The organism is Streptomyces sp. CBMA123 (assembly GCF_014596465.1).
Classification (GTDB): domain Bacteria; phylum Actinomycetota; class Actinomycetes; order Streptomycetales; family Streptomycetaceae; genus Kitasatospora.
The window spans coordinates 1-19,483 of sequence record NZ_MECK01000076.1; the positions used below are offsets into that span (position 1 = coordinate 1).

Genomic DNA, 19,483 nt, shown 5'->3' on the forward strand with positions numbered 1-19,483 from the left:
GGATCGCCGCTGCCGCGCTCGGCCCGCTCGGGCTGCCCGGCGCCCCGCTCGGCAGCCACCTGCTCGCCGCCGACCAGGAGGGCTACCGGGACGACAGCGCCGCGGTCGGACCGGCGGACCCGGCGCGGCTGCTGGACCGGGCGGGCTGGAAGCTCACGAGCGGCACCACCCGGGTCAAGGACGGCAAGCAACTCGCCCTGGGCCTGCTCGTCCCGGCCGGCTCCGCGACCGCCAGACGCACGGCCGACGCGCTCGCCGCCGACCTCGCCGGCTACGGCATCACGGTGAGGCCGCAGACCGCGCCCGCCGAGACCTTCGTCCAGGACCACCTGACCGCCGGGGACTACGACCTGGCGCTCTTCTCCTGGCCGGCCGGCCCCAGCCCGGCCGCCGAGCAGCGCGCCGCGTACGCCAAGCCCCGGCCGGACGCCGACGGGACGCTCGACTCCGGCGGGAACTACGGCCGCAGCGGCACCGAGGAGATCGACCGGCTGTTTGACCGGGCGGCCGCCGAGCTCGACCCGGCGGCCCGGCTGGACCTGCTCCAGGAGGCGGACGTACGGATCTGGCAGCTCGGGCACTCGGTGCCGCTGTACCAGCGGCCGGAGCTGGTCGGGGTACGGGCCGGGGTGACCGGGGCCGGGGTGTTCGGGTTCGGGTGGCCGCGGTTCCAGGACGTGGGCTGGAGGCTTCAGGCCACCGAGCGGGCGGGCGGTGCGGGCGCCGGGGCGGCGCGGTCCGGAGTCGTCGGATAGGAGACGGAAGAGTGCCGGAACGCGACCGCCGGGTGAAGACCGTGTGCCCCAGCTGTGATCTTGGTCCCGCCCGACCTGCTCGTTTCTGCCCACCTGAGCGCTTCCCCGTACGATAGGAGGAAGCCGAGGCATGTCCATTGCCCGGCGGGTGGACCGGTAGTAGCAGGCGGAACGGGCGGCGGCGATCGACAGGGATCGCAAGTGCGCGTCACGCAGCCGGGCGCCGCAACCCACGATTCCGGGAGAATCAGCAAGGCATGCCCACGCGCAACGACATCCGTAACGTCGCCATCGTCGCCCACGTCGACCACGGCAAGACCACGCTGGTCGACGCCATGCTGAAGCAGGCCGGCGCCTTCGCCGCCCACCAGCACCTCGACGACCGCATGATGGACTCGAACGACCTGGAGCGCGAGAAGGGCATCACCATTCTCGCGAAGAACACGGCCGTCAAGTACCACCCGAAGGATGGTGGCGCGCCGATCACCATCAACATCATCGACACCCCGGGCCACGCCGACTTCGGTGGCGAGGTCGAGCGCGGTCTGTCGATGGTGGACGCGGTCGTCCTGCTGGTCGACGCCTCCGAGGGCCCGCTGCCGCAGACCCGCTTCGTGCTCCGCAAGGCGCTCACGGCCCGTCTGCCCGTCATCCTCTGCATCAACAAGACGGACCGCCCGGACTCCCGGATCGACGAGGTCATCAACGAGACCTACGACCTGTTCCTGGACCTGGACGCGGACGAGGACCAGATCGAGTTCCCGATCGTCTACGCCTGCGCCCGTGACGGCGTCGCGTCGCTGACCAAGCCGGAGAACGGCACCGTCCCCGCGGACAGCACCAGCCTGGAGCCGTTCTTCTCCACCCTGCTGGAGCACGTCCCGGCCCCCAGCTACGAGGAGGACGCGCCGCTCCAGGCCCACGTCACCAACCTGGACGCCGACAACTTCCTCGGCCGCATCGCGCTGCTGCGCGTCGAGCAGGGCGAGCTGCGCAAGGGCCAGACCGTGGCCTGGATCAAGCGCGACGGCTCGATGCAGAACGTCCGCATCTCCGAGCTGCTGATGACCGAGGCGCTCACCCGCAAGCCGGCCGAGGTGGCGGGCCCCGGTGACATCTGCGCCGTCGCCGGTATCGGCGAGATCATGATCGGCGAGACCCTGGCCGACCCCGAGAACCCGGTCGCGCTGCCGCTGATCACGGTGGACGAGCCGGCCATCTCGATGACCATCGGCACCAACACCTCGCCGCTGGTCGGCCGGGGCGGCAGCGGCAAGGGCGCGGACGCGAAGGCGGCCGGCAAGGTGGACCGCAAGGTCACCGCCCGCCAGGTGAAGGACCGCCTGGACCGCGAGCTGATCGGTAACGTCTCGCTGCGCGTCCTGGACACCGAGCGTCCGGACGCCTGGGAGGTGCAGGGCCGCGGTGAGCTGGCGCTGGCCATCCTGATCGAGACCATGCGCCGCGAGGGCTTCGAGCTGACCATCGGCAAGCCGCAGGTGGTCACCAAGCAGGTCAACGGCAAGACCCACGAGCCGGTCGAGCGCCTCACGGTGGACGTGCCCGAGGAGCACATGGGTGCTGTCACCCAGCTCATGGGCATCCGCAAGGGCCGGATGGACAACATGTCCAACCACGGCTCGGGCTGGGTCCGGATGGAGTTCGTGGTGCCGTCCCGCGGCCTGATCGGCTTCCGTACCGAGTTCCTCACCAACACCCGCGGCACCGGCATCGCCCACTCGATCCACGAGGGCCACGAGCCGTGGTTCGGCACGCTGACCACCCGCAACAACGGTTCGCTGGTCGCCGACCGGGCCGGTGTGGTCACCGCCTTCGCGATGACCAACCTGCAGGAGCGCGGCGTGCTCTTCTGCGAGCCGGGCACCGAGGTGTACGAGGGCATGATCGTCGGCGAGAACTCCCGCGCCGACGACATGGACGTCAACATCACCAAGGAGAAGAAGCTCACCAACATGCGTTCCGCGAACGCGGACGTGGCCGAGTCGATCGTCCCGCCGCGCAAGCTCTCGCTGGAGCAGTCGCTGGAGTTCTGCCGCGAGGACGAGTGCATCGAGGTGACCCCGGAGACGGTTCGCATCCGTAAGGTCGTGCTGGACCAGAAGGACCGCGGCCGCACCGCCTCGCGCGCCAAGAAGGCATGATCCGGACGGCTTGATCGGCCTTTGGCCGGAATGCTTCGCCCCCCTTTCCGATGGAGAGGGGGGCGAACTTTTTCAACTACTCCAAGTTGTCGGGGCCGCTATTAACGGAATAGCGCTCATCACACCCAGGTGTCCGCTGAGCGGACGTGACAGTTCGTCATCCGTGACGACTGTCCGTTTGGTGCCTGTCTGGCTATGTCTCAAATGTCCGGTTTTCGAAACTTACCGACTGTTCATGTGACCTAATTGAGATCGTCACTGGTCACTTTCGTGTCCGTGCGTGACGGATAGTGGGTGCAGTCAGGCTCGGGTCAAGGGTTAACGCGCAGGGGTGCGCGCCGAAACCACGAGCGCGGACGGCATTGCGGGCCCGGTGACAACCGTTCCGTAGTGCCCTCCTCGTCGCAAACGTCGAATTCAGGAGGCACACCGATGCGTGGTGTGAGCCAGGCCAAGTGGGTTGTCGCAGCTGTTGCTGTCGCGCTCGCCGCGACTGCTTGTAGCAGCAGCGGCAGCAGCGACTCCTCCGGCGGGAGCTCGGACAGCGCCGCGGTCGACCCCTCGGGCACGTTCAGCTTCCAGAGCGCGGAGCCGCAGCGTCCGCTGCAGCCGGCCAACGCCATGGAGAACCAGGGCGGCCGTATCGTCAAGCAGCTCTTCACGGGCCTCGTCGACTACGACCCCGCGACCGGTGCGCTGCGCAACCAGGTGGCCGACAAGATCGAGACCACCGACGCGAAGAACTACACCGTCACGCTGAAGTCCGGCTGGACCTTCCACGACGGCACCCCGGTCACCTCCAAGTCCTTCGTGGACTCCTGGAACTGGTCCGCCAACCCGGCCAACAACCAGATCAACTCCGACTGGTTCTCGGACATCGTCGGTTACGACGCCGTCCACCCGGACAAGGGCGACCCGACCGCCAAGGAGATGACCGGTCTCAAGGTCGTCGACGACACCCACTTCACCATCGAACTGACCCAGCCCGTCTCGTACTTCACGTACAAGCTCGGCTACTCGGCGTTCTTCCCGCTCCCCACCGGCTTCTTCGCGGACCCGAAGGGCTTCGGCGAGAAGCCGGTCGGCAACGGCCCCTACCAGTTCGTCTCGTGGGAGCACAACAAGGCCATCACGCTGAAGGCGTACGACAAGTACACCGGCAGCAACAAGGCGAAGAACGGCGGAATCGTCTTCCGCAGCTACACCTCGCCCGAGGCCGCGTACAAGGACCTGATGTCCGACACCCTGGACGTCCTGGACCAGGTCGACTCGACCGACCTGCCGAAGTACAAGGACGACCTGGGCAAGCGCGCGATCGACCAGGCCCAGGGCGCCATCCAGAACATCTCGTTCGCGATGTACCAGGCCGACTGGCAGGGTGCGGACAAGGCCAAGGTCCGCCAGGGCCTCTCGATGGCGATCGACCGCGACACCATCACCAAGACCGTGCTGAACAACAGCCGTCAGCCCGCCGACTCGTTCGTGGCGCCGGGCGTCATGGGCTACAAGGCCGGCACCTGTGGTGACGCCTGCAAGTACGACCCGGCCAAGGCCAAGCAGCTCATCCAGGAGGGTGGCGGCGTCCCGGGCAACAAGGTCACCATCCTCTACAACTCCGATGGTGGCCACAAGGAGTGGGTCGACGCGGTCTGCAACTCGATCCGCCAGGCGACCGGCGTCGAGTGCCTCGGTGACCCGAAGCCGGACTTCAAGACCTCGCGTGACATCGTCACCAAGAAGCAGGTCTCGAGCATGATGCGTACCGGCTGGGTGCAGGACTACCCGCTGAACGCCAACTTCCTGCGCGACGTCTACGGCACCGGTGCCGCCGCGAACGACGCCGGCTACTCGAGCCCCGAGTTCGACAAGCTGTCGCACGACGCCGACGCGGCCACCACGGTCGAGAAGACCGCGGAGCTGTACCAGCAGGCCGAGGCCGTTCTGGCCAAGGACATGCCGCAGATCCCGCTCTGGTACTACAAGACCAACTCGGGCTACTCCAACAACGTCCAGAACGTGAAGTTCAACTCCTTCGGCGACCCGGTCTACACCGACGTCGAGGTCAAGAAGAAGAAGTAATCGGTCGGCACCGCCTGACCCGGTGACAACGGCCGGTGCCCGTCCCATCCCCACAAGGGCGGGGACTGGCACCGGCCGTTGGCACGCCGACTTATCTCTTGCCGGGTTGACGGGCCCGGCAGAGTCATACATGGAGGCACGATGGGGCGCTTTGTCGCGAGGCGACTGCTCCAGATGATCCCGGTGTTCCTCGGAACGACGGCACTCATCTTTTTCATGGTGCATTTGCTGCCCGGCGACCCGCTGGCAGCACTGTGGGGTGACAAGGCGCCGGACCCGGTGCAGCTTGCCGCCCTGAAGCACCAGCAGGGACTCGACCAGCCGCTGGTCCAGCAGTACTTCTCCTACATGGGGAAGCTGCTCACCGGTGACTTCGGAACCGCCCTGGACGGACGTCCGGTACTCGACAAGATCACCGAGGCGCTGCCGGTCACGGTCCGGCTGGCGCTGTTCGCGTTCGCCATCGAGATCGTGCTCGGCATCGGCATCGGCCTGATCGCCGGTCTGCGCCGCGGCAAGATCTTCGACAAGGGCGCGCTGGTCCTCACCCTGCTGCTGATCTCGATCCCGGTTCCGGTGCTCGGCTTCATCTTCCAGACGGTCTTCGGGCAGAACCTCAAGTGGGTCACCCCGACCGTCCAGGACAGCAACGACATCACCCAGCTGGTGCTGCCGGCCATCGTGCTCGGTTCGCTCTCGCTGGCGTACGTCGCGCGCCTCACCCGTACCTCCATAGCCGAGAACATCAAGGCCGACTACGTCCGCACCGCGGTGGCCAAGGGCCTGCCGCGCCGGAAGGTCATCGGCACCCACCTGCTGCGCAACTCGATGATCCCGGTGGTCACCTTCCTCGGTACCGACCTGGGTGCCCTGATGGGCGGCGCGATCGTCACCGAAGGCATCTTCAACGTCAAGGGTGTCGGCCACGCGCTCTACCAGGCGATCAACATGAAGGAGGGCGCGACCGTCTCCGGCTTCGTCGCCTTCCTGGTGCTCGTTTACCTGGCCGCCGGCCTGATCGTCGACCTGCTTTACGCGGTCCTGGACCCGAGGATCCGGTATGCCTGACCTGACCGAGAAGAAGACGGCCGAGGAGATCCCGGCCCCGGCCACCGTCGCGGCGGCCGCCAAGCCCGAGAAGGCCCGCAGCCTCGGCTCCGACGCCTGGCACGACCTGCGGCGCAAGCCGATCTTCGTGCTCTCCGCACTGCTCATCCTGCTGCTGATCGTCATCGCGATCGCCCCGGGCCTGTTCACCTCGGTGGACCCGCGGGCCGGCGACCTGCGCAACCACTACCTGACGAAGCCGGCGTACGACCACTTCTTCCAGGCGGACTGGTTCGGTTACGACCTCCAGGGCCGCAGCATCTACGCCCGCGTCGTCTACGGCGCCCGCGCCTCGGTCGTGGTCGGCATCTGCGTCACCCTCGGTGTGACCATCCTCGGTGGCATCACCGGCATGCTCGCCGGCTACTTCGGCGGCTGGGTCGACACGCTCATCTCCCGGGTCACCGACATCTTCTTCGGCATCCCGCTGCTGCTCGGCTCGCTGGTGATCCTGAACGCCTTCACCTCGCGCACGATCTGGAGCGTGGTCTTCGCGCTCGTCGCCCTGGGCTGGACCCAGATGACCCGTGTCATGCGCGGTTCGGTGATCACGATCAAGCAGGCCGACTTCGTCACCGCCGCCAAGGCGCTCGGTGCCGGAACCACCCGGATCCTGATGAAGCACATCCTGCCGAACGCGATCGCCCCGGTGATCGTGGTCGCGACCATCGCCCTCGGCGGCTACATCGCCACCGAGGCCACGCTGAGCTTCCTCGGCATCGGTCTGCAGGACCCGACCATCTCCTGGGGCATCGACATCAACTCGGCCCAGAAGGTGATCCGTACGGCGCCGTTCGCCCTGTTCTTCCCCGCCGGCATGCTGAGCCTCACCGTGCTGGCCTTCATCATGCTCGGCGACGCGGTGCGCGACGCCCTCGACCCGAAGCTCCGCTGAGAGAAGAGGTGACGACCCGATGACCACCGTGATCGAGAACAACAGCCAGAAGAGTGACCGTCTCGAAGTCGGAACCCCGCTCCTGGAGGTCAAGGACCTCCACGTGGAGTTCCACACCCGGGACGGCATCGCCAAGGCCGTGAACGGCGTCAACTACTCCGTCGCGGCCGGCGAGACCCTCGCCGTGCTCGGCGAGTCCGGCTCCGGCAAGTCCGTGACGGCGCAGACCATCATGGGCATCCTGGACATGCCCCCGGGCAAGGTGACCCAGGGCGAGATCCTGTACCGCGGCCGGGACATGCTCAAGATGGGCAACGAGGAGCGGCGCAAGATCCGCGGCCGGAAGATCGCGATGATCTTCCAGGACGCGCTGTCCTCCCTCAACCCGGTGCTCAGCGTGGGCTACCAGCTCGGCGAGATGTTCCGGGTGCACCAGGGCGCCTCCAAGGCCGAGGCCAAGGCCAAGGCCGTCGAGCTGATGGACCGGGTGCGCATCCCCGCCGCCAAGCAGCGGGTGAACGACTACCCGCACCAGTTCTCCGGCGGCATGCGCCAGCGCATCATGATCGCCATGGCGCTCTCGCTGGAGCCCGACCTGATCATCGCCGACGAGCCCACCACCGCCCTGGACGTCACCGTCCAGGCCCAGGTGATGGACCTGCTGGCGGAGCTCCAGGCCGAGTACAACATGGGCCTGATCCTGATCACCCACGACCTCGGTGTGGTCGCCGACGTCGCGGACAAGATCGCCGTGATGTACGCGGGCCGGATCGTCGAGACCGCCCCGGTGCACGACCTGTACGCGAACCCCGCGCACCCGTACACCAAGGGCCTGCTCCGCTCGATCCCGCGCCTGGACCAGAAGGGCCAGGAGCTGTACGCGATCAAGGGCCTGCCCCCGAACCTGCTGAAGGTTCCGGCCGGTTGCGCGTTCAACCCCCGCTGCGACGTCGCCACCGACCTGTGCCGCACGGAGACCCCGGCGCTGCACCACGTGACCGACGAGGACGGCACGGAGCTCACCGGCCGCCGCAGCGCGTGCCACCTCTGGAAGGAGACCCTCCATGGCTGAGAACATCCTGGAGGTCAAGGACCTGGTCAAGCACTACCCGCTGACCCAGGGCGTCCTGTTCAAGAAGCAGGTCGGCGCGGTCAAGGCCGTCGACGGCATCAGCTTCGAGCTGAAGAAGGGCGAGACGCTCGGCATCGTCGGCGAGTCCGGCTGTGGCAAGTCCACGCTGGCCAAGGTGCTGATGAACCTGGAGCGGGCCACCTCCGGTCAGGTGCTGTTCAAGGGCGAGGACATCTCCACCCTGGGCGGTGCGGCCCTCAAGGCCGTCCGCCGCAACATCCAGATGGTGTTCCAGGACCCGTACACCTCGCTGAACCCGCGCATGACGGTCGGCGACATCATCGGGGAGCCGTTCGAGATCCACCCCGAGGTGGCGCCCAAGGGCGACCGCCGCAAGGCCGTCCAGGACCTGCTGGACGTCGTGGGTCTGAACCCGGAGTACATCAACCGGTACCCGCACCAGTTCTCCGGCGGCCAGCGCCAGCGCATCGGCATCGCCCGCGGCCTCGCGCTCAAGCCCGAGATCATCATCTGCGACGAGCCGGTCTCCGCCCTGGACGTGTCCGTCCAGGCGCAGGTGATCAACCTGCTCGAGCAGCTGCAGGGCGAGTTCGGCCTGTCGTACATGTTCATCGCGCACGACCTCTCCATCGTCCGGCACATCTCCGACCGCGTCGGCGTGATGTACCTGGGCAAGATGGTCGAGATCGGCTCCGACGAGCAGATCTACGAGAACGCCACCCACCCGTACACCCAGGCGCTGCTCTCGGCCGTGCCGGTGCCGGACCCGACGGCGCGCGAGAACCGCGAGCGGATCATCCTCAGCGGGGACATCCCCTCGCCGGCCAACCCGCCGTCCGGCTGCCGCTTCCGCACCCGCTGCTGGAAGGCGGAGGAGCGCTGCGCCGAGGAGGTCCCGCTGCTGGCGATCCCGACCACGCTGGAGGGCCCGGCCGCCCACGACTCGGCCTGCCACTTCGCCGAGGTCCGGGAGTCGGCCGCGGCCTGACGTCCCGTACGCACCCGGAAGGGCCCGTGGCTCCGGCCACGGGCCCTTCCGGCATTCGGAGGAGCCGGTGCCGCGGCGTTGCGCGGATCCGTCGCGGCGTCAACTCGGCGGGAGGTCACGGCACCCGTCCGGGTGCTCCCGACTCGCGCCGTCGCCGGGGCGCGCTTCTCATGGGGTGTGATGCGACACACACCCCATGAGGAGGGACCTCCATGCCCGTAGCCGCCCGTGCTCGCCTGGTCCTCGCCGCTGCGACGTCCGTGGTCCTGGTGGCCACCGGGTGCAGCAGCAGCGGCGGCGGAGGAGGCAGTAGCTCGTCGGACACCAGCAAGACCTTCAGTTACCAGAGCAACGAGCCGCAGAACCCGCTGCAACCCGCCAACGCGAACGAGGTCGGCGGTGGTCGCATCATCCAGAACCTCTTCAAGGGGCTGGTCGACTACAACCCCAGCAACGCCCAGCTCCGCATGCAGGTCGCGAGCGCGATCGACACCAGCGACTCCCAGACCTTCACCGTCACGCTGAACGACGGCTGGACGTTCCACGACGGCACCCCCGTGCAGGCCAAGAACTTCGTCGACGCCTGGAACTGGGCCGCCAGCCCGGCGAACAACCAGATCAACAGCTCCTGGTTCTCGGACATCGAGGGCTATCAGGACGTCCACCCGGCCACCGGCAGTCCGACCGCGGCCAAGATGTCCGGGCTGACCGTCACGGACAACCTGCACTTCACCATCAAGCTGAACCACAAGGTCTCGTACTTCGAGTACAAGCTCGGCTACATCGCCTTCTCGCCGCTGCCGGACGCCTTCTTCAACGACCCGGCCGGGTACGGGCAGAAGCCGGTGGGCAACGGCCCCTACCAGTTCGTCAGCTGGGCGCACAACACCCAGGTGGTCACCAAGTCCTACCCGGGCTACAAGGGCGTGGACAAGCCGAAGAACGGCGGCATCGTCTTCAAGATGTACACCACGTCCGAGGCCGCCTACGCCGACCTGCAGTCCAACAACCTCGACGTGATGGACCAGGTCCCGCCGTCCGCGCTGGCGACGTACAAGAGCGACCTCGGCGACCGGGCGGTGGACTCCCCGCAGGGTGCCATCCAGAACATCGGCTTCACGCTCTACCAGGCCGACTGGGCCGCGCCCGAGAAGGCCCAGGTGCGCCAGGGCCTGTCGATGGCCATCGACCGCGCGACCATCACCAAGACCGTGTTGCAGGGCTCCCGGGCGCCGGCCAGCGCCTGGGTCGCCGAGGGCGTCCAGGGCTACAAGGCCGGAACCTGCGGGGACTTCTGCAACTTCGACGTCGCCAAGGCCAAGCAGCTGATCCAGCAGGGCGGAGGCGTCCCCGGCAACAAGGTGCTGATCACCTACAACGCGGACGGCGGCCACAAGGAGTGGGTCGACGCGGTCTGCAACTCGATCCGGCAGAACACCGGCGTCGACTGCCTCGGCGACCCGAAGCCGGACTTCAAGACCGCCCGCCAGGCCATCACCTCGCACCAGCTCAACGGCGCGTTCCGCACCGGCTGGGTCCAGGACTACCCCCTGAACGCCAACTTCCTGGCCGACGTGTACCGCACCGGTGCCGCCTCCAACGACACCGGCTACAGCAACCCCCAGTTCGACCAGATGGCCACCCAGGCCGACGAGGCCCCGAGCGTCAGCGACTCGACGACCGGTTACCAGCAGGCCGAGGCCGTGCTCGCGTCCGGCATGCCGACCATCCCGCTCTGGTACTACCGCACCAACTCGGGCTACTCGACCAAGGTGCAGAACGTGGCCTTCGACTCCTTCGGCAACCCGGCCTGGACCCAGGTCGAGGTCAAGGGCTGACGCCCCGGCCCTGATCCCTCGCGCCGGCCCCGCCCTCCCCGCACGGAGGGCGGGGCCCGGTCTCCCGGCCGACCGGCTCCCCCCGGTCGGACACCTAGGAAGGAGGACCGGATGGGCAGTTACGTACTGCGGCGGGTGCTGCAGATGATTCCGGTGTTCTTCGGCACCACGTTCCTGATCTTCGTGATGGTCTACACGCTGCCGGGCGACCCGGTGGTGGCGCTGTTCGGCGAGAAGGCCGCCGACCCGTCCGTGGTCGCGAGCATCAAGCACACGTACTTCCTGGACCAGCCGGTCTGGAAGCAGTACCTGCACTACATGGGGAACCTCTTCCAGGGGGACTTCGGCACCAGCTTCACCGGCCGCCCGGTCGCCGACATCATGGCGGACGCCTTCCCGGTCACCATCCGGCTGGCACTGCTGGCCTTCACCTTCGAGATCGTCGTGGGCCTCGCCTTCGGCGTGGTCTCCGGGCTGAAGCGCGGCAGCATCGCGGACACCCTGGTGCTGGTCCTGACCCTGGTGGTGATCTCGATCCCGGTCTTCGTGCTCGCCTACATCGCCCAGACGGTGTTCGCCACCAACCTGGGCTGGGTCACGCCGACGGTGCAGGACAGCTACGACCTCACCCAGCTGGTCCTGCCCGCGGTCGTCCTGGCCTCGCTCTCGCTCGCGTTCGTCGCCCGGCTCACCCGGACCTCCATCGGCGAGAACCTGCGGGCCGACTACATCCGGACCGCGACCGCCAAGGGCCTGCCCCGGCGGACCGTCATCACCCGCCACCTGCTGCGCAACTCACTGATCCCCGTGGTCACCTTCCTGGGCACCGACCTCGGTGCGCTGATGGGCGGTGCGATCGTCACCGAGGGCATCTTCAACGTGCAGGGCATCGGCAACGTCCTGTACCGGGCGATCAACCAGAAGGAAGGCCCCACCGTGGTCGGCATCGTGACCGTGCTGGTGATCATCTACCTGGTTGCCAGCCTGCTCGTCGACCTGCTCTACGCGGTCCTGGACCCGAGGATCCGCTATGCCTGACATCCACGACGAGGACTCGTACGAACGGCACCCCAAGCCGGGCGTGGACCGCCTGGACTTCGCGGGGGAGCAGGGCATGGCGGTCGAGCAGGAGACCCTGGTCGAACCCGACGTGGAGAAGCGGGAGCAGGCCCGCAGCCTCTGGGGCGACGCCTGGCGGGACCTGCGGCGGCGGCCGATCTTCCTGATCTCGGTGCTGCTGATCGTCCTGCTGGTGCTCATGGCGATCTTCCCGTGGGCCTTCACCGACGCCAACCCGCGCAAGGCCGACCTGGTGCACGACTACCTCAAGCGGCCCGACTGGACCGACTTCTTCGGCGCCGGCTGGTTCGGCTACGACGCCCAGGGACGGTCCATCTACGCCCGGGTGATCTACGGCGCCCGCGCCTCGATCACCGTCGGCATCGTCGTGACCGCCGGGGTCACCCTGCTCGGCGGGCTGACCGGCATGGTCGCCGGGTACTTCGGTGGAGCCGTCGACGCGGTGATCTCCCGGATCATCGACATCTTCTTCGGCATCCCGCTGCTGCTCGGCGCCCTGGTGCTGCTGAACGGCTTCGCCAGCCGTACGGTCTGGGCCGTGGTGTTCGCGCTGGTCGTCCTCGGCTGGACCCAGATCGCCCGCGTCATGCGCGGCGCGGTGCTGACCGTCAAGCAGTCCGACTACGTGGTGGCGGGCCGGGCGCTCGGTGCCGGGACCGGGCGGCTGATGTTCCGACACATCCTGCCGAACGCGGTGGCCCCGGTGATCGTGGTGGCGACCATCGCGCTCGGCGGCTACATCGCCACCGAGGCGACGCTGAGCTTCCTCGGCATCGGCCTGCAGGAACCGACCATCTCCTGGGGCATCGACATCTCCTCCGCCCAGAAGGTGATCCGGACCGCGCCGTACGTGATGTTCTTCCCGGCCGCGGCACTGTCCATCACCGTGCTGGCCTTCATCATGATGGGCGACGCGGTGCGCGACGCCCTCGACCCGAAGCTTCGCTGAGCGAGGGGAGCGCATCGTGAACACTGCTGTGGAGACCACCAAGCAGGAACGGGAGACCCCCTACGAGGGGCCGCTGCTCGACATCCGGGACCTGCACGTCGAGTTCGTCACCCGGGACGGCGTCGCCAGGGCCGTCAACGGGGTCGACTACAGCGTCCGGGCGGGGGAGACGCTGGCGGTGCTCGGCGAGTCCGGCTCGGGCAAGTCGGTGACCGCGCAGGCGATCATGGGCATCCTGGACATGCCGCCGGCCCGGATCCCGCGCGGGGAGATCCGCTTCCGCGGCCGGGACATGCTGAAGATGGGCAAGGACGAACGGCGGAAGATCCGCGGCCGGAAGATCGCGATGATCTTCCAGGACGCGCTGTCCTCCCTCAACCCGGTGCTCAGCGTGGGCTTCCAGCTCGGCGAGATGTTCCGGGTGCACCAGGGCGCCTCCAGGGCCGAGGCCAAGGCCAAGGCCATCGAGCTGATGGACCGGGTGCGCATCCCCGCCGCCGAGCAGCGGGTGAACGACTACCCGCACCAGTTCTCCGGCGGCATGCGCCAGCGCATCATGATCGCCATGGCGCTGGCCCTGGAACCGGACCTGATCATCGCCGACGAGCCCACCACCGCCCTGGACGTCACCGTCCAGGCCCAGGTCATGGACCTGCTGGCGGAGCTCCAGGCCGAGTACAACATGGGCCTGATCCTGATCACCCACGACCTCGGTGTGGTCGCCGACGTCGCGGACAAGATCGCCGTGATGTACGCGGGCCGGATCGTCGAGACCGCCCCGGTGCACGACCTGTACGCGAACCCCGCGCACCCGTACACCCGGGGCCTGCTGGACTCCATCCCCCGGCTGGACCAGAAGGGTCAGGAGCTCTACGCCATCAAGGGCCTGCCGCCCAACCTGCTGCGGATCCCCAAGGGCTGCGCCTTCAATCCCCGCTGCCCCCGGGCGCAGGACATCTGCCGGGCCGAGGTGCCGGAGCTGTTCCCGGTCGCCGAGGACGACGGCACCCCGCTGGAGGGGCGCGGCAGCGCCTGCTTCTTCTGGAAGGAGACCCTCCATGACCGTTAACGGGGCCAGCCCGATGGGTGTGGTGGTGCCGGAGGAGGTCGCCTTCGCCCAGCAGGTGCCGCGCGGTGAGCCGATCCTGCAAGTCCGGGACCTGGTCAAGCACTTCCCGCTGACCAAGGGCGTGCTGTTGAGGAGGCAGGTCGGCGCGGTCAAGGCGGTGGACGGGGTCAGCTTCGACCTGATGCAGGGCGAGACGCTCGGCGTCGTCGGCGAGTCCGGGTGCGGGAAGTCCACGCTGGCCAAGGTGCTGATGAATCTGGAGCCGGCCACCGGAGGGTCCGTCCGCTACAAGGGGGAGGAGATCTCCCGGCTGTCCGGATCCGCGCTGAAGGCCGTCCGGCGCAACATCCAGATGGTGTTCCAGGACCCGTACACCTCGCTGAACCCGCGCATGACGGTCGGCGACATCATCGGGGAGCCGTTCGAGATCCACCCCGAGGTGGCGCCCAAGGGGGACCGCCGCAAGGCCGTCCAGGACCTGCTGGACGTGGTCGGACTCAACCCCGAGTACATCAACCGGTACCCGCACCAGTTCTCCGGCGGCCAGCGCCAACGCATCGGCATCGCCCGGGGGTTGGCGCTCAAGCCGGAGATCATCATCTGCGACGAGCCGGTCTCGGCCCTGGACGTGTCCGTCCAGGCACAGGTGATCAACCTGCTGGAGCAGCTGCAGGGCGACTTCAACCTGTCGTACATGTTCATCGCGCACGACCTCTCCATCGTCCGGCACATCTCCGACCGCGTCGGCGTGATGTACCTGGGCAAGATGGTCGAGATCGGCAGCGACGCCGAGATCTACGACCACGCGACCCACCCGTACACCCAGGCGCTGCTCTCGGCGGTGCCGGTGCCGGACCCGACGGCGCGCGAGACCCGGGACCGGATCGTGCTCGTCGGGGACGTGCCCTCGCCGGCCAACCCGCCCTCGGGGTGCCGCTTCCGCACCCGGTGCTGGAAGGCGCAGGAGCGCTGCGCGGTCGAGGTCCCGCTGCTGGCCGCGCCGGGCTGGCTGTCGGGCGCGGCGCGGCACGACTCGGCGTGTCACTTCGCGGCGGAGCGCGAGATCGGGCAGAGCGCGGCGGAGCGCGAGATCGGGCCGGGCCCGGCGGAGCGGGACGACGGGCCGGGCACCGGCTGACGGGTGCCGTACCCGGTTCCGCACCCAGGGCGCGTCCTCGCAACGAGGGCGCGCCCTTCGCCGTGATGGAACCGAGATCTACCGCAGGCTCCCCAAGTGGCTTCCGTTCCTTGATAGTTGCTCTGCGCCTGTCGATGGTCGCTGCTGCGCTGAGGAGGGCTGCCCGCATGGACGTGGTGGAGGTGACCGGCGGCGGACGGGAGAACCTGGCGCCCGGGACGCCGTTGCTGGAGGTCGAGGACCTGCACATCGAGTTCCACACCCAGGACGGCGTGGCCAAGGCCGTCAACGGGGTGAGTTACTCGGTGTCGGCGGGGGAGACGCTGGCGGTGCTGGGCGAGTCCGGCTCGGGCAAGTCGGTGACCGCGCAGGCGATCATGGGCATCCTGGACGTGCCGCCCGCGAAGATCACCTCGGGGCGGATCCTGTTCCGGGGCGAGGACCTGCTGACCATGAGCCCCAGGCACCGGCGGACGGTCCGGGGCCGGCAGATCGCGATGATCTTCCAGGACGCGTTGTCCGCCCTCAACCCGGTGCTCAGCGTGGGCTACCAGCTCGGCGAGATGTTCCGGGTGCACCAGGGGCTGTCGCGCGCCGAGGCCAAGACGAAGGCCGTCGAGCTGATGGAGCGGGTGCGCATCCCGGCCGCCAGGCAGCGGGTCGGCGACTACCCGCACCAGTTCTCCGGCGGGATGCGCCAGCGCATCATGATCGCCATGGCGCTGGCCCTGGAGCCCGACCTGATCATCGCCGACGAGCCCACCACCGCGCTGGACGTCACCGTCCAGGCTCAGGTGATGGACCTGTTGGCCGAACTGCAGGCCGAGTTCAACATGGGCCTGATCCTGATCACCCACGACCTCGGTGTGGTCGCCGACGTCGCCGACAAGATCGCGGTGATGTACGCGGGCCGGATCGTCGAGACCGCCCCGGTGCACGAGCTGTACGCGCGGCCCGCGCACCCGTACACCAAGGGCCTGCTGGCCTCCATCCCGCGCCTGGACCAGAAGGGCCAGGACCTGCACGCCATCAAGGGTCTGCCGCCGAGCCTGCTGCGGATCCCCGAGGGCTGCGCCTTCAACCCGCGCTGCGACCGGGCGCAGGACCTCTGCCGGACCGAACTCCCGCCGCTGGTGCCGGTGGCGACCGAGGACGGCGCCGAGCTGCCGGGCCGCCGCAGCGCCTGCCACTACTGGCGGGAGACCCTGCACGGCTGAGGCCCGGCGCTACTTGGTGAAGCCGACGTTCTCCCAGACGATGTCGGACAGGCCCTGGGCGCCGATGTTGGCGAGGTCGGCGCGGGCGCCGTACAGCTGGGGGCGCTGGTAGAGCGGCAGTACGCCGGCCACCTTCCAGAGTTCGCCGTCGGCCTGGTTGATCGCCTCGGAGGCGGTGCCGGCGTCGGCCGCGCCGGCCGCCCGGTCGAGCGCGGCGTCCACCGCGGCGCTGCCCGCACCGGACCGGTTGCCGGCGCTGTTCTGGACGTAGCCGGCGCGGCTGCCGCTGGCCGGGAACGGGGTGCCGAGCAGCGCGTAGACGGCGATGTCGAAGTCGTTGCGGTTGACGTACTTGTCGAAGAACTCGTTGGGGGTGGCGGTGACCGGGGTGACCTTGATCCCGACGTCCTTGAGCATCTTCGACAGCGACGCCGTCTCGTTCTGGGCGATGGCGACCCCGGCCGGGACGACCATCCGCAGGTTCAGCTCGTGGCCGTCCTTCTTCCGCACGTCGCCGTCGAGCTTCCAGCCCGCCGAGTCCAGCTTGCGGGCGGCCTCGGCCGGGTCGAAGCGGGACAGGCCCAGGGAGTTGTCGCGGTAGCCGTTCTGGTTGGCGACCAGCAGGTGGTTGTTGAGCGGGACGGCGGGCCAGTCCAGGCCGTTGAGGTCGGTGCGGATCAGGGCGTCCCGGTTGATCGCCTGGAAGACGGCCTGGCGGACGGTCGGGTCGGTGAGCAGCGGGGTGCGGGCGTTCAGGGTGAGCTGGCGGTAGTCCGGCCCGCCGGCCCGGCGGACGGCCGCGCCCTTGGTGTTCTTGATGACCTGGTAGCCGGCCACGTCCGGGCCGTTGTCGAGGAGGTCGATCTCGCCCTTGGCGAAGGCGGTGCGCATCGCGTCGGGCAGCATGGTGTGGAAGACGATCCGGTCCAGCAGGGGCTTGTCGCCCCACCAGGTCGGGTCGGCGACCAGGGTGACGGTCTGCGCGGTCGGGTCCAGGCGCTCGACCTTGAACGGGCCGGCGGTGAGCGGGATGGCGTCCAGGTAGGCCGAGTTGAAGAGGTCCGGGGTGGCGATCCTGCTCGCGGGCAGCAGCGGCGCGTTGGCGGCGCTGTTGAACATCGACTGCCACTCGGAGAACGGCCGGTCGAAGGTCATCACGGCCTGGAAGTCGTCCTTGCCCCGCTCGACCGAGGTGACCAGGTCGAAGCCGGAGGTGCTGGACGGCTGGTAGGCCGGGTCCTTGCCGTTCATGGCGCGCCAGTTGGCCTCGATGTCGCGCCAGGTGATCGGGGTGCCGTCGGACCAGTGGGCCTTGGGGTTGAGCGTCCAGGTGACCACCTGGCGGCCGTCCCTGACCTCGGCGTGGGCCTCCTGGAGGTAGGCCGGGTTGACGGTCTGGGTGCCGGCCGCGTCCGAGCGGAAGAAGGTCGGCAGCAGTGGCTTGCTGACCGCGACGGTCGAGGACACGGTGCCGTCGGTGTGGATCGGCGACCACTGGTGGGAGAACTGGGCGATCGCCAGGTTCAGGGTGCCGCCCGGGCGCAGCTGGGCGCGGGCGTGTGCGTTGATGTCCACCGAGGTGAGCTTGGGCATCCCGGCGGCGGGCAGCGCGTCCGCGGCGGCGCCGCCGTCCGACCCGGAGGAGCAGGAGCAGAGCGCCAGGGAGAGCGTGAGGACGGTGAGACCGGCGAGCAGTGCCGTCCGGTGGTGCTGGAGGCGGCGGCCCATCGGCGTGACTCCCGGGGTGACTGTGACGGATGGTGTGGCGTCACATCTTGCTGACCGGGAGGGGGGTTGTCGAGGGGCGGGACGGCGGCATCCGGTGGATGCGGCCGTCCCGCCCGTCGTTCGTGTCCGGTTCGTCGGCCCCCGAGCCGGAGCGGGTGCCGGGTGACGTCAGGCGACGGGGAACTTGTAGGTGCGATCCTTGTCGCCGGTCTTGTCGAAGAGCGAGCTGACGGCGTCCGCGACGTCCTGCGGGGTGATCGCGGCGCTCTGGCCGTTCTTCTTGACCTTCACCTTGTCGAACACCCCGTTCAGCTGGGAGTTCAGCGCGTCGAGGTCCCACTTGGGCACGATCTTGCCGGAGGCGTCCGGGGTCAGCGTGAGCGCCTTGGCGGCGGTCTTGCTGCCGAAGTCCCAGGGCTTGGCGCCGGCCAGGAGGTGGATCTTCCCGCTGGTCACCTGCTTGCCGAGGCTGTCGGCGGCGGCCTGCAGGGCCTGGGTGGAGACCTTGGGCTGGGCGGCCGTGACGGCCAGCGCGATCGGCTGGTCGGGCTTGCCGGCGGCGCGGTCGCGGTAGGCCTGCTCGATGACGTCCAGGGCGGCGTTGGAGTCCACCGCCTGCCCGGCCTTGCCGGGGACCACGACCGGGTCGCCGTTGTCGGCGAACTTGACGTAGCCCTCCTGCAGGCCCTGGCCCGAGCCGGCCGCCAGCGAGTCCAGCGCGGCCTTGAGCTTGGCGCGGTCGATCCGGACCTCCGGGGCGACGGCCTTGGTGCCGCCCTGGATCGACTTGATGACGTCGACCGGGTTGTAGCTGTGCGCGGCGAGGCCGTCCACGGTGGCCGTGGTGTCGAAGCTCAGCCCGGCGACGGTCGGGTCGAGGTCGACCGACTGATCGCCGATCTTCAGCTTCAGCGGCTGCTGCCCGGCCTTGCCGACCGAGGCGTCCAGCGCGTGGATCGCCTGGTCGCGGCCGTTGCCGCCGATGTCCGTGCCGAGCACCACGGTGCCCTTGGGGATGTCGGACTGGTTGAGCATCAGGCCGGTGCCGTACGCCGCGGCGCCGAGGAAGAACACCCCGCCGACGGCGTAGACGCCGAGCTTGACGAGCTTCTTCGCGCCGCCGCGCTTGGCCTTGGCAGGGGCGGCCGGCTCGGCCTTGGCCTTGGCGGGTGCCGGGCCGGGCGCGGGAACGGGGGGGGGGTTGGTGGCTGGGGGGTGGTCGGGGTTGGGGGTGGGGGCTTTGTGGGGGGGGGGGGGGGGGGTTCCGTGGTCCTGGCGGCGGCCTGAAACCGGCCGCCACTAGCATGGTGCCCAATCTCACCCGTCCCACCGGACCGTGGACGGTACCGGCCGGGGGACGCATCCAGACATGACGGGGAATCAGA

At 68.8% G+C, this 19,483-nt stretch carries 15 protein-coding genes; 13 read left to right on the plus strand and 2 right to left on the minus strand.

Features of this window, described 5'->3' with window-relative positions:
- The 13 genes from BG452_RS11555 to BG452_RS11615 form a co-directional block, all read left to right on the plus strand.
- A partial coding sequence (locus BG452_RS11555) for an ABC transporter substrate-binding protein (protein ID WP_223242082.1) occupies positions 1-755 on the plus strand: 755 nt, incomplete at its 5' end.
- Between the two features lie 257 nt (positions 756-1,012).
- Positions 1,013-2,917: a translational GTPase TypA gene (typA, locus tag BG452_RS11560; RefSeq protein ID WP_188304154.1), complete on the plus strand. Its 1,905-nt coding sequence runs from the start codon at positions 1,013-1,015 to the stop codon at positions 2,915-2,917.
- A gap of 432 nt (positions 2,918-3,349) precedes the next feature.
- The gene (locus tag BG452_RS11565; protein WP_188304155.1) at positions 3,350-4,996 is read left to right on the plus strand and encodes an ABC transporter substrate-binding protein; all 1,647 of its coding nucleotides are present in this window, start codon (positions 3,350-3,352) and stop codon (positions 4,994-4,996) included.
- 141 nt (positions 4,997-5,137) lie between these two features.
- The gene (locus tag BG452_RS11570) at positions 5,138-6,064 is read left to right on the plus strand and encodes an ABC transporter permease (RefSeq protein ID WP_188304156.1); all 927 of its coding nucleotides are present in this window, start codon (positions 5,138-5,140) and stop codon (positions 6,062-6,064) included.
- Positions 6,057-6,998, plus strand: a complete 942-nt coding sequence (locus tag BG452_RS11575) for an ABC transporter permease (RefSeq protein WP_188304157.1) — start codon at positions 6,057-6,059, stop codon at positions 6,996-6,998. Before BG452_RS11570 ends, BG452_RS11575 begins: the two co-directional genes overlap by 8 nt.
- A 19-nt stretch (positions 6,999-7,017) precedes the next feature.
- Positions 7,018-8,070: an ABC transporter ATP-binding protein gene (locus tag BG452_RS11580; protein WP_188304158.1), complete on the plus strand. Its 1,053-nt coding sequence runs from the start codon at positions 7,018-7,020 to the stop codon at positions 8,068-8,070.
- A complete protein-coding gene (locus tag BG452_RS11585; protein ID WP_188304159.1) occupies positions 8,063-9,079 on the plus strand; it encodes an ABC transporter ATP-binding protein in 1,017 nt (338 codons plus the stop codon). The genes BG452_RS11580 and BG452_RS11585 overlap by 8 nt, the downstream gene beginning before the upstream one ends.
- A gap of 212 nt (positions 9,080-9,291) precedes the next feature.
- Complete coding sequence (locus tag BG452_RS11590; protein WP_188304160.1) at positions 9,292-10,917, plus strand: ABC transporter substrate-binding protein; 1,626 nt, start codon at positions 9,292-9,294, stop codon at positions 10,915-10,917.
- 111 nt (positions 10,918-11,028) lie between these two features.
- Entirely contained in the window at positions 11,029-11,955 is a 927-nt protein-coding gene (locus BG452_RS11595; protein WP_188304161.1) for an ABC transporter permease, read from the plus strand.
- A gap of 76 nt (positions 11,956-12,031) precedes the next feature.
- Positions 12,032-12,946: an ABC transporter permease gene (locus BG452_RS11600; RefSeq protein WP_223242083.1), complete on the plus strand. Its 915-nt coding sequence runs from the start codon at positions 12,032-12,034 to the stop codon at positions 12,944-12,946.
- Positions 12,947-12,962: 16 nt separating this feature from the next.
- Positions 12,963-14,015, plus strand: a complete 1,053-nt coding sequence (locus BG452_RS11605) for an ABC transporter ATP-binding protein (RefSeq protein ID WP_317620997.1) — start codon at positions 12,963-12,965, stop codon at positions 14,013-14,015.
- A 13-nt stretch (positions 14,016-14,028) separates the two neighbouring features.
- On the plus strand, positions 14,029-15,153 hold the full coding sequence (locus tag BG452_RS11610) for an ABC transporter ATP-binding protein (RefSeq protein ID WP_223242085.1): 1,125 nt from the start codon (positions 14,029-14,031) through the stop codon (positions 15,151-15,153).
- Positions 15,154-15,320: 167 nt separating this feature from the next.
- Entirely contained in the window at positions 15,321-16,370 is a 1,050-nt protein-coding gene (locus tag BG452_RS11615) for an ABC transporter ATP-binding protein (protein ID WP_188304164.1), read from the plus strand.
- Positions 16,371-16,379: 9 nt separating this feature from the next.
- On the opposite strand, the gene BG452_RS11620 is transcribed toward BG452_RS11615, so the two are convergent.
- Positions 16,380-18,098 (minus strand): ABC transporter family substrate-binding protein, encoded by a 1,719-nt coding sequence (locus BG452_RS11620; protein ID WP_188304165.1) that lies wholly within the window; start codon positions 18,096-18,098, stop codon positions 16,380-16,382.
- 168 nt (positions 18,099-18,266) lie between these two features.
- On the minus strand, positions 18,267-19,172 hold the full coding sequence (locus BG452_RS11625; protein WP_188304166.1) for a peptidoglycan binding domain-containing protein: 906 nt from the start codon (positions 19,170-19,172) through the stop codon (positions 18,267-18,269).
- Positions 19,173-19,483: the final 311 nt, after the last annotated feature.

Excerpts from the sequence above, each read along its gene's own strand:
- BG452_RS11600 (WP_223242083.1), top strand. The coding sequence starts at position 12,032 with ATGGCGGTCGAGCAGGAGACCCTGGTCGAACCCGACGTGGAGAAGCGG.
- BG452_RS11615 (WP_188304164.1), top strand. The coding sequence starts at position 15,321 with ATGGACGTGGTGGAGGTGACCGGCGGCGGACGGGAGAACCTGGCGCCC.
- BG452_RS11565 (WP_188304155.1), top strand. The coding sequence starts at position 3,350 with ATGCGTGGTGTGAGCCAGGCCAAGTGGGTTGTCGCAGCTGTTGCTGTC.
- BG452_RS11580 (WP_188304158.1), top strand. The coding sequence starts at position 7,018 with ATGACCACCGTGATCGAGAACAACAGCCAGAAGAGTGACCGTCTCGAA.
- BG452_RS11595 (WP_188304161.1), top strand. The coding sequence starts at position 11,029 with ATGGGCAGTTACGTACTGCGGCGGGTGCTGCAGATGATTCCGGTGTTC.
- BG452_RS11610 (WP_223242085.1), top strand. The coding sequence starts at position 14,029 with ATGGGTGTGGTGGTGCCGGAGGAGGTCGCCTTCGCCCAGCAGGTGCCG.
- BG452_RS11570 (WP_188304156.1), top strand. The coding sequence starts at position 5,138 with ATGGGGCGCTTTGTCGCGAGGCGACTGCTCCAGATGATCCCGGTGTTC.
- BG452_RS11585 (WP_188304159.1), top strand. The coding sequence starts at position 8,063 with ATGGCTGAGAACATCCTGGAGGTCAAGGACCTGGTCAAGCACTACCCG.
- BG452_RS11590 (WP_188304160.1), top strand. The coding sequence starts at position 9,292 with ATGCCCGTAGCCGCCCGTGCTCGCCTGGTCCTCGCCGCTGCGACGTCC.
- typA (WP_188304154.1), top strand. The coding sequence starts at position 1,013 with ATGCCCACGCGCAACGACATCCGTAACGTCGCCATCGTCGCCCACGTC.
- BG452_RS11620 (WP_188304165.1), bottom strand. The coding sequence starts at position 18,098 with ATGGGCCGCCGCCTCCAGCACCACCGGACGGCACTGCTCGCCGGTCTC.
- BG452_RS11575 (WP_188304157.1), top strand. The coding sequence starts at position 6,057 with ATGCCTGACCTGACCGAGAAGAAGACGGCCGAGGAGATCCCGGCCCCG.